This is a genomic window from Phyllobacterium sp. 628 (assembly GCF_014189505.1).
GTDB lineage: Bacteria > Pseudomonadota > Alphaproteobacteria > Rhizobiales > Rhizobiaceae > Phyllobacterium.
Map to the genome: position 1 here is coordinate 2,519,397 of NZ_CP050301.1, position 13,114 is coordinate 2,532,510.

At 54.0% G+C, this 13,114-nt stretch carries 12 protein-coding genes and 2 pseudogenes; 9 read left to right on the forward strand and 5 right to left on the reverse strand.

What is annotated here, in order from left to right; genetic code table 11:
- The first annotated feature begins 65 nt into the window (after positions 1–65).
- The 8 genes from HB779_RS13910 to HB779_RS13945 all read left to right on the forward strand — a co-directional run bounded on the left by HB779_RS13910 (position 66) and on the right by HB779_RS13945 (position 7,151).
- Complete coding sequence (locus tag HB779_RS13910; RefSeq protein WP_188342952.1) at positions 66–470, forward strand: RidA family protein; 405 nt, start codon at positions 66–68, stop codon at positions 468–470.
- Positions 470–1,846, forward strand: a complete 1,377-nt coding sequence (gene trkA, locus HB779_RS13915) for a Trk system potassium transporter TrkA (protein ID WP_188342953.1) — start codon at positions 470–472, stop codon at positions 1,844–1,846. Before HB779_RS13910 ends, trkA begins: the two co-directional genes overlap by 1 nt.
- Positions 1,847–1,869: 23 nt before the next feature.
- The gene (locus HB779_RS13920; RefSeq protein ID WP_188342954.1) at positions 1,870–2,634 is read left to right on the forward strand and encodes an MBL fold metallo-hydrolase; all 765 of its coding nucleotides are present in this window, start codon (positions 1,870–1,872) and stop codon (positions 2,632–2,634) included.
- 8 nt (positions 2,635–2,642) lie between these two features.
- Positions 2,643–3,746, forward strand: a complete 1,104-nt coding sequence (locus HB779_RS13925) for a lactonase family protein (protein ID WP_188342955.1) — start codon at positions 2,643–2,645, stop codon at positions 3,744–3,746.
- A 12-nt stretch (positions 3,747–3,758) separates the two neighbouring features.
- Positions 3,759–4,625 (forward strand): D-amino-acid transaminase, encoded by an 867-nt coding sequence (locus HB779_RS13930; RefSeq protein ID WP_188342956.1) that lies wholly within the window; start codon positions 3,759–3,761, stop codon positions 4,623–4,625.
- 120 nt (positions 4,626–4,745) lie between these two features.
- Complete coding sequence (gene hfq / locus HB779_RS13935; RefSeq protein ID WP_091885912.1) at positions 4,746–4,991, forward strand: RNA chaperone Hfq; 246 nt, start codon at positions 4,746–4,748, stop codon at positions 4,989–4,991.
- A gap of 53 nt (positions 4,992–5,044) precedes the next feature.
- Positions 5,045–6,415 (forward strand): GTPase HflX, encoded by a 1,371-nt coding sequence (gene hflX, locus HB779_RS13940; protein ID WP_244642650.1) that lies wholly within the window; start codon positions 5,045–5,047, stop codon positions 6,413–6,415.
- A 22-nt stretch (positions 6,416–6,437) separates the two neighbouring features.
- Positions 6,438–7,151 (forward strand): HAD family phosphatase, encoded by a 714-nt coding sequence (locus HB779_RS13945; RefSeq protein ID WP_188342958.1) that lies wholly within the window; start codon positions 6,438–6,440, stop codon positions 7,149–7,151.
- Positions 7,152–7,170: 19 nt separating this feature from the next.
- On the opposite strand, the gene mazG is transcribed toward HB779_RS13945, so the two are convergent.
- From mazG to HB779_RS13965, 4 genes are all read right to left on the reverse strand, one after another.
- Positions 7,171–7,992 carry a nucleoside triphosphate pyrophosphohydrolase gene (gene mazG, locus HB779_RS13950; RefSeq protein ID WP_188342959.1) on the reverse strand — a complete coding sequence of 274 codons (822 nt, stop codon included), beginning with the start codon at positions 7,990–7,992 and terminating at the stop codon, positions 7,171–7,173.
- Between the two features lie 101 nt (positions 7,993–8,093).
- On the reverse strand, positions 8,094–8,330 hold the full coding sequence (locus HB779_RS13955; protein WP_188342960.1) for a hypothetical protein: 237 nt from the start codon (positions 8,328–8,330) through the stop codon (positions 8,094–8,096).
- 78 nt (positions 8,331–8,408) lie between these two features.
- On the reverse strand, positions 8,409–9,431 hold the full coding sequence (locus HB779_RS13960; protein WP_188342961.1) for a hypothetical protein: 1,023 nt from the start codon (positions 9,429–9,431) through the stop codon (positions 8,409–8,411).
- Positions 9,432–9,609: 178 nt separating this feature from the next.
- Positions 9,610–11,478, reverse strand: coding sequence for a hypothetical protein (locus HB779_RS13965; protein ID WP_188342962.1), 1,869 nt, complete (start codon positions 11,476–11,478; stop codon positions 9,610–9,612).
- A 472-nt stretch (positions 11,479–11,950) separates the two neighbouring features.
- Here HB779_RS13965 and HB779_RS13970 point away from each other — a divergent pair.
- Positions 11,951–12,422, forward strand: a pseudogene (locus HB779_RS13970) (GFA family protein).
- 43 nt (positions 12,423–12,465) lie between these two features.
- Here the strand turns inward: HB779_RS13970 and HB779_RS13975 are convergent.
- Positions 12,466–12,981: pseudogene (locus HB779_RS13975) on the reverse strand (IS30 family transposase); the annotation flags it as partial.
- Between the last annotated feature and the right edge of the window lie 133 nt (positions 12,982–13,114).

Here is a 13,114-nt window from a genome sequence, read left to right on the forward strand (position 1 = left end):
AGGTTTTGCGGGAAAGTTGCCAGCCTTTGCTCTCCGGCAATGGTCCTTCATCATGGGAGTGAGGAATGCTGCGCCCAATCAATCCATCCGGCCCCCGTATTCCGGGTCTTTCGCAGGCCATGCTGGTCGAAAGCGGCAAGTTGCTTGTCCTGTCGGGTCATGTGCCTTTCGATTCGGAAGGCAAGGTTGTGCCGGGCGGTATTGCCGAGCAGCTTGATCAGGTCTTTGCCAATATTGGCGAAACGCTGAAGGCAGCCGGCACTGACTTTAACGGTCTTATCAGCCTGACCTATTATGTCTGCGATCTCGACCAGAGTATGCTGCCCGATATCCGCGCTGTGCGGGATCGTTGGGTCAACACGGAGCAGCCGCCAGCCAGCAGCCTGATCGGCGTTGCAGCGCTGTTTAATCCGGATGTGCTGATCGAAGTGGAAGCGATGGCCGTAATTCCTGAAAGCATGTCAGCCTGATGCGGGTCATCATTTGCGGCGCAGGACAGGTTGGTTACGGTATCGCCGAACGGCTGGCGGCTGAAGGCAATGATATTTCGGTCATCGATACATCGGCCGAACTTATTCAGGTGATACGCGACACACTTGATGTGCGCGGTTTCGTCGGGCATGGCGCACACCCGGATGTTCTTGCGGCAGCGGGCGCTGAACAGGCAGACATGATCATTGCCGCAACGCTCTACGACGAGGTCAATATCGTCGCCTGCGAGGTTGCTCACGCATTGTTCAATGTGCCGACCAAGATTGCACGTATCCGGGCGCAGGCCTATCTGCAGCCGCACTACCAGGACCTCTTCTCGCGCGATCACATGCCGATCGACGTCATCATTTCGCCCGAACTTGAAGTGGGTGACATGGTGCTGCGGCGCATCGCGCTGCCGGGGGTGAGCGACGTCGTGCGCTTTGCCGATGAGAACATTGTGGTCATGGCGATTGAATGCCTGGAAGATTGTCCGGTCATCAACACGCCGCTGATCCAGCTGAGCGAACTCTTTCCCGATCTGCCGTCGACAGTGATGGCGATTATCCGCAATGACAAACTGTTCATTCCTCGCTCGGCGGACCAACTTTTGGCGGGGGACATTGCCTATGTCGCGACCACGAAATCACAGGTGCGCCGCACACTGGCTCTGTTCGGCCATGAAGAACCGGAAGCAACACGCATCATCATAGCCGGTGGCGGCAATGTTGGTCTCTACGTCGCCCAGACCATTGAAACCAAGCAGTTGAAGATCAAGGTCAAACTGATTGAACCCAATCTGGCGCGGGCCAATGTGATCGCCGACGGGCTGCGGCGGTCCATGGTGCTGAATGGCAGCGCACTTGATCAAAAGCTGCTCTACGAGGCGGAAATTCAGGATGCTGACTTGCTGGTTGCCCTGACCAATGATGATCAGGTGAATATGCTGGCCGCTGTTATGGCCAAGCGGCTTGGCTGCAAGTCCAGCCTCGTGCTGATCAACAATCCCGACTATCTGGACCTGAGCAAATCGCTCGGTATCGATGCTCATATCAGCCCCCGCAGCGTCACCGTTTCGCGTGTGTTGCAGCATGTGCGCCGTGGCCGTATCCGTGCCGTGCACAGCGTGCAGAAGGGCCGGGCCGAGATCATTGAGGCGGAAGCGCTTGAGACGTCCCCACTCGTCGGCGCGCCGCTGCGTGATCTCGAATTACCCGATGGATTGCGCATCGGCGCCATTTACCGCAAGGGCGAGGTGATCCGGCCAGATGGCGCAGTCCGCATCAAACCGCAGGACCGTGTGGTGATTTTTGCCACTGCTGAAGCCGTAAAGCAGGTTGAGCAGATGTTCCGTGTCAGCCTTGAATTCTTCTGATCCGCAGAAAGCCAGATACAATTATGAAAATGCAACTCCTTAGAAATGCGACGCTGAAACTCGATTATGCCGGCTCGACCATTCTGATCGATCCGTTTTTTGCGCCCAAGCACAGCCGTCCTTCTTTCACCGGCCGTTCCCCTAATCCAATGACTGACCTTCCGGTTTTAACCGACGAAATTCTTGACGGGGTCGAACTTGTGCTAATTTCGCACCTCCATGCGGACCATTTTGACCCTGTAGCGCAGGAACTGACCCCAAAGAACCTACCGCTGATCTGCCAGCCGGGCGACGAGGACAAGATCCGCGCGTTCGGCTTTACCGACGTGACGCCGCTGACGGATGAACTGACATGGAAGAACATTCGTTTGACCTGGCGGGACGGTAACCATGGCAGTGGTACTGTGCTCGGCCTCATGGGAAATGCCATGGGGTTCACCATCGAGGCAGAGAACGAACCATCGATATACTGGACCGGGGACACGATCCTCTATCCCCCGGTCATCGAGACCATCAAGACAACCCAGCCCGATATAATCGTCACTCACTCCTGTGGCGCCAAATGGGACGGCGTGCTGATTGTCATGGATGCGGAGCAGACCGCAGAGGTCTGCCGTATTGCTCCACCCAAATCAAAAGTCATCGCCACGCACATGGAAGCGCTTGACCACGCAACAGTCACCCGCGACGATCTGATAGCCTATGCGCAGACACAGAATATCGACAGGCATAGACTGCTTATTCCTTTTGATGGAGAAATCCTCCATCTCACAGCCCCCAGCTTATGAGATCAACAATGTCAAAGACTTACGCTTTTGTCGGCAACCTGAATCGCAACGCCTTGCCGGATAAAGGGAAGGGAATCAGCGTCTTCGAATTCAATGACAAAACCGGTGACTTGACCCTCGTCAGCGAATATCTGGCGATCGACAATCCGGGCTATATTGCCATCGACCAGCAGCGCAAACGTCTCTATGCGGCGGTGGAAATACCCGCATGGAATGAAGGCATGGCCATTGCGTTCGATATCGATCCGGAGACGGGTGCGCTGTCCTATATCAACATGCAGCCAACCCTTGGGAATACAACCTGCCATCTCGGCTTTGACCAGACAGGCGAGACCATTTTTGCCTCGAACTATACGGTTTCTGATCTCGGCGCACGTCCGGGCAATGCCGTTGCCGCTTTTGCCATCCGCGCCGATGGCGGGCTGGAGCCAGCTTTTGCCGCTGCTATCCATGAGGGCAAGAACGCAATTCTGCCAACCGACAAGCGACAGCATGGCCATTGCGCGGTTGTCAGCCCGGATAATCGCACGGTTTTTGTCTGTGACCTCGGGCTGGATCGCATTCTGGCCTATAAGGTTCCGGGCAAGGGCGGTAGACTTGAGCTGGCGGCAACGCCGTTCACACAATTGCCGGAGGGAGCTGGGCCACGCCATCTCACATTCCATCCAAATGGGACAATTGCCTATGTAATCAACGAATTGAACAGCACTGTTTCAGTTCTGCATTATAACGCGGCAAATTCTGAACTGATACTCGGACAAACGCTGCCGTCCATTCCCGCTGATTTTGAGGATACAAATACCTGCGCCGAGATCGCCGTCAGTTCAGACGGGCGCTTCCTCTACGGTTCCAATCGCGGACACAACAGCATTGTCAGCTATGCCATTGCTGAAGACGGTGGTATTTCGCTGATCGGCTGGACACCGTCACAGGGGCTTGGGCCACGCAACTTTGTCATCGATCCGTCCGGCAAATTCATGCTCGTTGCCAACCAGAAGGGTGGCGGCATTGCCGTGTTCAAGCGCGATGTCGAAACCGGAGCACTTGAAGACACCGGCAAACGCGTAGACCTGCCGACACCCATGCGCATCGTCTTCGGCAAGTTCGAATAAGGAGTTCCAACGATGTCCCGCATCGCCTATGTGAACGGCCAGTATGTCAGGCACTCCGATGCTACCGTGCATATTGAGGACCGTGGCTATCAATTTGCCGATGGCGTCTACGAGGTTTGTGAAATTGCGCGCGGCAATATCATGGATATGACGCGCCATTTGGACCGGCTCGGCCGCTCCCTGTCTGAGTTGAAGATCGCTTGGCCGATGAACCGCCAGGCACTTCTGCGCGTCATCGTCGAAGTTGTCAGGCGCAATCGCGTCCATAACGGCATGGTCTATCTGCAGGTTACACGCGGCGTTGCCAAGCGTGATCACGTATTTCCCTCGGCCGATACGCCGCCGTCGATTGTCATCACCGCCAAACGCACAGATCCGGCCGTATCGGCTGCCCGCGCCGCAAAAGGCATCAGTGTCATTACCGTTCCAGAGAACCGCTGGGAGCGTGTGGACATCAAATCTGTCGGGCTTTTACCAAATGTTATGGCCCGCCAGCAGGCCAAAGAGCAGGGCGCTCAGGAAGCCTGGTTTGTCGACCCTGACGGCACTGTTAAAGAGGGCGCGGCCACAAATGCGTGGATCGTTACCATGGACGGTGTTTTGGTCACGCGGCCAGCAGAAACCGGCATTTTGCGTGGAATTACCCGCACAACCATCTTCGACGTGGCCAAAAAGCTGGGATTGAAAATCGAAGAACGCGGATTTTCAGTCAATGAGGCCAAGAAAGCGCGCGAGGTATTCATGAGCGCTGCAACAACAGTGATCATGCCAATCGTTGCGATTGACGGCGAATCGGTGGCAAATGGACACCCGGGGACGATCACACTTTCGTTGCGGGAAGCGTTTTTTGACATTGCGGAAAAAACGCCATCCTGTTAACCGGAGTATGAGGGGACTAACAGAAGCTATTTTTCACCTCCTGCAGGAGTAGAACTTTCTGCTCCCGTTGCCGAATTTTGTATGAGACACGTTTGCTGATCGCATAAAAGGACAAAAACAATGGCTGAACGATCGCAGAATCTTCAGGATCTTTTTCTGAACTCCGTCAGAAAACAGAAGATTTCTCTGACAATTTTCCTCATTAACGGCGTCAAACTGACCGGTATTGTCACCTCGTTCGACAATTTCTGCGTGCTGTTGCGCCGCGACGGCCATTCCCAGCTCGTTTACAAACACGCCATCTCGACTATCATGCCGAGCCAGCCTGTACAGATGTTCGAAGCTGAGGCCGAAGACAGCGACTGAGATAACATTTGACCAACGAGACAAGGCGTAACAACGCTCAGAATCCTGGCGGTATTGCCGATAACGGTGAGACCGCCAGAGAACCCACGCGCGCAATTGTCATTGTGCCTGTTCTCCCGACACGTTTTAATGACGGCGGCAAGGGTGACGACCACGGGCGGATGAAGCATCAGCCCGAATTTCAGCGCAGCGACGATGCACGGCTGGAAGAAGCCGAAGGGCTGGCCCGGGCTATCGATCTTGAGATCGTGCATTCCGATATCGTGCAGGTCTCCAAGCCGCGTCCTGCAACGCTTCTGGGCACCGGCAAGGTCGAAACCATTCACGAGATCATCGAGGCATCCCACGCAGAACTGGTGATCGTCGATCATTCATTGACACCTGTGCAACAACGCAATCTGGAAAAAGCCTGGAATGCCAAGGTTCTGGATCGGACCGGACTCATTCTTGAGATTTTCGGGCGGCGGGCCCAGACGAAGGAAGGCGCGCTGCAGGTTGAGCTGGCGCATCTTACCTATCAGAAGGGCCGTCTCGTCCGCAGCTGGACCCACCTTGAACGGCAGCGCGGCGGCGGCGGCTTTCTCGGCGGTCCCGGTGAAACACAGATCGAGGCCGACAGACGCGCCTTGCAGGAAAAAATCCTGCGTATCAAGCGCGAACTGGAAACAGTCGTGCGTACCCGCACATTGCATCGCAGCCAGCGCAAAAAGGTGCCGCATCCGGTCGTCGCGCTCGTCGGCTATACCAATGCGGGCAAGTCAACGCTGTTCAACCGGCTGACCGGAGCAGGGGTCGTGGCCGAGGACATGCTCTTTGCGACACTTGATCCGACTTTGCGCCGTATCCGGCTGGAACACGGCGAGACAATCATCCTGTCCGATACGGTTGGTTTCATCTCCAACCTGCCGACGCATCTGGTTGCTGCCTTCCGGGCGACGCTGGAAGAGGTTGTTGAAGCCGACCTGATCCTGCATATCCGCGATATTTCGGATCCGGATACCGCTGCGCAATCCGAAGACGTGCACGCCATCATGACCAGTCTTGGCATTGAACGGGGCGATGCAAAGCGCATTCTCGAAGTTTGGAACAAGGTCGACAAGCTGGATGAAGCAGGTCGTGAGTCCGCACAGCGCCTGAGCGCAGCTGTTAAAGGCAACGAGCATCCGATCCCGGTTTCTGCGATCACGGGTGAGGGCGTTGAAACCCTGCTCAAGGAAATCGAAAACCGCATTGCCGGCAAGCTTGAGCATGTCAAAATTACCCTGCGGCCCGACCAGATGCGGCTGATGGACTGGGTCTACCAGCACTCCAGCAATGTAAAGCGCAAGGATCTGGATGACGGATCGGTGTCATTGACCATGGACATGACCATCGCATCCCACGCCAGCCTCGACGAGAAATTGCTGCGCCGGAACAACAGTTAAACCCGTTATCAATGAGGATGAGATGAATGAAGCTCCGGTAAGAGTATCGGCGGTTTTGTTCGACATGGACGGTGTTCTGGTTGACTCCAGAGCAGTCATCGAGCGTGCATGGCGTGAGGCTGCTCAGCTCTATGAGCGCAAAATCACCGAGGATGATATTCACCACCACATCCACGGTCAGCCTGGACCGCATACGATCCGTACGCTGTTCCATGACCTCCCGCGTTCTGACCAGGAAAAAGTCCAGGCACACGTTATCCATGTGGAGAACACCGCAGATTACGCGCCAATTCCGGGTGTTGAACAGACGATTGCCCGCCTCCACGCGGCCGGAGTCACGATCGGCCTCGTCACAAGCGGATGGCAATATAAAATCGATCGCGTGCTTGATTTGCTGGACGCCCAGTCGTTTTTCTCGGTGATCGTTCACCGCGATGATTTCGTACGCGGAAAGCCCTATCCCGATCCTTACCTTCTGGCAGCGGAGCGGCTGGGCATTTCCGCCTCAAGGACGGTGGTCTTCGAGGACGCCATCAGTGGCGTCACGTCGGCGGTTGCTGCCGGTGCTTACTGTGTTGGCATTGGTGGCGAAGAATTGTTACATGCCGGTGCGAAGATTATCATCCCTGACTTCGAGGGTGTGAAAGTGCAGAAAACGGATGAGTCCGGCACCTCCATTATCGCATGCAAGCCCGGACATCAGCTGTTCATCGATCATTCGTCCGCCCGCATCTGACCTGCGCGCGGATAGCGCGTTATTTGGCAGTCTTTGCTTCCTGCCACAATGCTTCCATTTCATCGAGCGTAGCGGCATCAAGCGTTTGTTTCTGCTCGCTTAACTTGCGTTCGATGTAGTGGAAACGCGAACGGAATTTCTCATTGGTTCCGCGCAGGGCACTTTCCGGTTCGAGCTTGAGATGGCGGCCGAGATTGACCATGGCAAAGAGCAGGTCGCCATATTCTTCCTCGGTATTTTCCTGATCACCATTGGCAATGGCCTGCTTCAGCTCGCCGATCTCCTCCTCGATCTTGTCGAGGATCGGAGCCGCCTCTGACCAGTCAAACCCGACCTTCGCTGCCTTCTGCTGCAGCTTCAATGCGCGCATCAAGGCGGGAAAACCGTGCGGAATATCATCGAGAAAGCCGGTCGACTCGACAGTGCCGGGATTGACTGTCGCGCGGCGTTCGCGCCGCTCCGCTTTTTCCTCGGCTTTGATCTTGTCCCACATCCCCTTGGCCATGCCGGCGCCGCGCGCGGATTCATCCCCAAATACATGCGGGTGCCGGCGGATCATCTTGTGGGTGATGGCCTGAACCACATCGCCGAAATCAAACGCCTGCATCTCTTCAGCCATGCGGGCATGAAAGACCACCTGCAACAGGAGATCGCCGAGTTCCTCGCGCAAATCATCAATATCGTCGCGTTCGATGGCATCGATCACCTCGAACGCCTCTTCCAGCGTATAGGGCGCAATGGATTTGAAATCCTGCTCCAGATCCCAGGGACAGCCGGTGACCGGCGTGCGCAGCGCTGTCATGATCTCAAGGAGGCGGGTGATATCGCGTGATGGTTTCATGGAGACCACACTAGGACAGGAGGAGGGCGGCTGATATGACCGAGGGCAGTGGCCGCTGGCTTGTCCACAGGATCGGTCAATGACGTATCGGAATAACGCCTCTAGCGGTCACCGACCGCATGCAGCGAGATCGGGCCGATGACTTCATAAACGACCCGCACACCATCGACAGTGTCGGGCAAATCTGCCGAAGCAGGTGTCTGGTCTCGAAGATTGATTTTGATTGCGTATGAGTCACCGATGCGGATCAGGCCGACGCCAACAACAGCGGCACACGATCCGGCAATTTCCTTGGCTTTCGGCTTGGCACGACGTGCCTGCTCGATGGAGATGCTCATGCCTCTAATTTAGTCCATCCGGCGCACAGCTTCTAGTGCAACGCCGGATTAAATGCGGGTGAGGGCGGAAATGGCCGCTTAAACCTCGAATGTGAGGCCCAACTGCTTCAGAACGATGGAAAGATCATTGGCAAAGGTGACGCCCTTGCCATTGCTGCCGCCCTGATCACTGCCAGCGAACAGCAACGCACAGGCATAGCCTTTCTCGTCCATGATCACCGAACCGCTGTCGCCGCCCGAGCTGAATGGACCGCTCCCCGAAGTCTGGATTTCAATCTGGCTGTCGAAGCTGAGCTCACCCATTTCGTAGCTGACGACGACGTCGTCCACTTCAATGGCCGTCACAATGCCTTGGGTCACGCCGGTTGTCCGGCCGACCTTGAAGACCTTGTCGCCGGGCCGCAGAGGCGTCTTGCGCAGCCCTTTCAGCTTGCCGGCACCGGTCAGGGTAACAGCGTCAAATTCGATGCCCTCATCTATGCTTGCCACAGCCGCATCAACCAGATTGTTGGTGCCGGCGGTGACAGGCACAAAGCCGAGCAACGCACCGACCTTGTCCTTGTTCTTTTTACCGCCATCATAGGAGCCGGGCTGCAGGATCGCATCGCCAACCTTGGCCTTGTTCTCGTTTGCCAGCACATGATTGTTACTGAGAATAACAGTCTTGCCGCTCTCGACATGATGGGCAAAGCCGCCAAGCGTGCCTGCTGTTATGGAATAATGCCCGATGGAGCAGCCGATCAGCAGCGGTCTTTGCCGCAACTGGTGCCAGGGCAAGGCTGCAGGCGCAGCCACTGCGCCGCCTTTGAACACGGTGCCGATATAGGTGATGTCGGCCTTGTGGCGGGCAGCTTCTTCGATCTGTTCGCGCAGACGCGCATTGTTCTCCAGTGCACGCCGCTGCACACGTACAGCCAGACGGTAATCATTTTTGCCTTCGCCTGCGGCAATCCCAAGGGCAATACCGCCTTCGACACCCGTCAGCCGACGCGTCGCGGTTGAACGGACAATGCGGGCTTCCGAGCGTATTTCGCTGACAAGCGGACGTATAATCTCGCTGGCAATCTCGGCTTTCAGGGAACGTACGGTTTTTAAATCCACAGGGTCATCCTTTCTTGCATCGACAAGTCCAGAGCGCGAGTGCGACTCGGAACGAAGCTTAGCGGCGGGGATGACGTTTGGCGAGGAATGAGTTTTAGCAGCAACATGGGCAAATCGGGCAGGGGCTTCAATGAGCCCCCGCCCTTACATTTGACTACTCAGGGCCGACGATCCGGAATTATTGCACGAATTGAATATCACTGGCTGGAGTTGTTTTAGCCGCAGTGGAACGACTGGCGATGATCGTATCCGTGTCTTTTGCAGTATCGGAAACATCGACATCCAGTGACCAGATGCGGACAAGCCCGCGATTCATTCTATCGGCAACAATGGGGATGCCTTTGGAATCCGCATCGCTTGGCGCAACAAAGCTGTCTGTTTCGTCAACAACGATCTCACCATTTTCATCGAAGCGGGATCGCGCATCGAGCGGCGTCAAAGGTTTCTGGCTTACATATCCTAGTGACGCAGCGATGAATTCGTTCTGCACAGGAATGGATTCTTTCTTCGCGGAGTAAGTTAATTTCCAGGCCCCCGTGAAACCGGTAGATTCATCATAACCTTCATTCTGGATAACATACTGTATAAAAGGGGTAGCGGTGTAATTATTGAGGTCGAAATACATACCTGCAGAAATAAGGAAGTCCAGTTTGAAGTGATGTTCATCGAGTTGAGCCATGCGGTGTTCATCTTTCTGGACACTGGCGGAAAAATAATCCAGACAAAGATCAATACCAAAGGGCAGGCCATTAATGATGTCGTTCTGGAAAGTTTTGGAGAGTGATTTCCCATCAGTATCGAACGATTCTGCAACCGCTGAACTTACGGGCTTGATCAATAAGGTTAGATCCTTTGAAGCGTTCAGCGTGCAGCTTAGTAACGTACTGGAATATTTGGGATCGATTGGATTTGGTGCCAGTTTGTTCCCGGATTTACACTTCCAGACGTGTTCTTCATCAATATAGTCGATGGCAGAAACCATTCGCTTGGGCCAAATCATATAGGCTGGCCGAGGATTCTTGACATCGTCCAAAGGCAGATTGTGTGTGCATACGAGTTGATTGGTCGCTTCGTAAATAGTCTTCGCTCCTCCGGCATAAGTACCGTCAGCGGCGGCGGCATCAGCCGTTGGCTTTAGGGTCGCAACTGTACCGGGCAACAGGACGATATTGCCGTATTTGTTTGCCGGGAACTTCGCTATCAACGCTCTGGCATTGCGCGTGACTGTATTCAGAAAGATATCCGCAGAGACTTGCAACTCGGGCTCATTGAGGAAATCACCAAAGGGGATGTTCCAGTAGAACTCCGGAGCAGTAAAAAAACTGACGTCGAACTCCTTTGGTGAATGTTTAGTAAAGGCGGTCACCATCGCCCGATAAAAAAGAGCAAATCTATTGTCCAGAGCCCGCGCCAGATAGGTTTCAATGCCTTCATAAATAGTTTTGGTCTGGTCGACGGGATCAATGACAGTAACGGACTTCGGCATGATGGCCGGTGCTATTTTATTGTATGCCGCATATTTCAGGTATTCTTCCTTGTCTTTAAAGGAAATAGTCTTTTTGGAATCCTTCGGATCGGTTATTTCATAAGCACCTTGAATATTGATCTTCACGACACTGCGTGTGGAGACCTGCGTAAACGAATTGTATTCAAGATTAAATATTCCAACCTTCATTTTGGTCGGGTTGGCCGGTGCGGGTGGTGGCACCTGTTGCGGAATATGGGTTACAGGCACAGTGTCCGGCTGAGGTCCGGTGGGCTGAGTAGGAAGCTGTACGGTGTCCGTTGTTTTGTACGGCGGCAACGGTATCGATAGCCCTGAACTCGTTGATGTAACTTCATCGGCTGTCGTTGTCTCGGTCATTGTTCCGAATGTGGATGCAGACGCATCCGCACTCTCGCTTTCTCCTTCGCTGCATCCGCCCAACATCGCCAATAACGGCAATGCAGGAAGATATGCACAGCTCATGAGGAGGGCGCGTCGCATCTGCGAAGGTTGATTAATCTTTGAAGACAGATTTCTGCATTTTTCAAAATTGATTTTCACCTGTATACCTCTTTAAAATCACTAAAATATGATAATTGCTCTTATTGTTGAGCGTCGATATTTGGGAAAAATCTCCCATAATATTAAACGAGCAAACTTCATGCCAAATGCTGACAATGTTGGTAAAATTCGAAAAGATAATAAAATTCAATAAAAATCAGTAAGTTAAGGTGAATTGATAAATTGAATTGGCAATTAGATTATACGGAAGAGGGCGACCGCGATCCACTGTGTGCATAATATTTAGACGGATAGTATTGTTTGTGTGAAATTTATGCAATCGCGCCAATGCGTTTGCGGACATATGCTTTCGTTGACAGTTCCGCGACGAAGTATAACTATTATTGGTATTGCGCACCCTGATCCTTGACAGGGTCACGTCCTATGCACGCCTGTCTTCGACAGCGGTTCGATCTGCGCCAACCCCACCACATCGCAAAGTTGCTTTACCGATAAAGACGGAGGATTTTCCATGGCCGACGCTCAATGCGCCTTCGGCGCACTTAGACTTACCCTGCGAGAGCCAGCAAAACTGGTTGCCATATGCCATTGTTTGGCCTTTCAGCGGCGAACTGGCACATCGTTCAGCGTCAATGCGTTCTATGCAATTGATGCTGTCGAAGTTTTGGGATCTGCCAAGGAGTTCATTCGCGTTGCCGAAAGCGGCCGCAATGTCCGCATGTATTTTTGCCCGGACTGTGGGTTCGACGATTTATTGGAAACCGGATGCTGCGCCCACAATGATTGGCGTCGCTGTCGGCGCATTGGCTGATCCGAACTTTCCGGCGCCAACTCTATCTATTTTTGAGCACTCCAAACATCCTTGGGTAAATCTTGCAGACGAGGTCGAGCACTTCCAGGAAGGTCTTATATATAACGCATCGCTCAAGCGGTGTTTGTGCTCATTCAACAGACAGCAATTGCAGGGGATTGCATCTGCCTGAAAACAAAGAGGGTTTAGTATCAGTTGCAGTTGAAAATAGAATGTGCCACGACATCCGGGCGGTGCAGGATATTGACGTCTGGACTGAACCTGCGGCCATGACGCCGTCTGGCATGCCTCGGCCGCCGACGGGCACGATGCTCCGGCAGGTGCCGCCAAAGCTTGATCGCATGGCCGTCCGGCGAATAGGCGAACTTGTAGATCGTCTCGTGGCTCACACAAATCGGATGCTGCTCCAGTTGCAGCCGACCGGCTATCTGTTGCGGCGACCAGCCATGCATGATGCGCTCGATCACTGATTGGCGCAGATGTGCGAACCGTGCCAGCTTGCGTAGCTTGGCACGTCGTTCAAGCGCCTTGTCGTTTGCCGTCAGACAATAATACCCGTTAAGTTCGGGCATTTGCACGTCGATAAAGGTATTGCGTCTAAGCTCACGGAAAATCGTCGAACGATGACGCCCGAGTTTCTCAGCAATGATGTCGACCTTGACGCCTCCATCTCGCCAGCGAGCGATCTTGCGGCGTTCATCCATGTCAATCTGGGAGTAGGTGCGTTCCACGGGTGGTTCCTTGCATTGGATAAACCATTGTTATCTATTGCAAGTCGCACTTCATCCTTGAACCCACCCCTGCTACAAATCAAAGTCGCATAAGATAGATTATGGAACTGAATAATATAAGGGAATGGGCCGA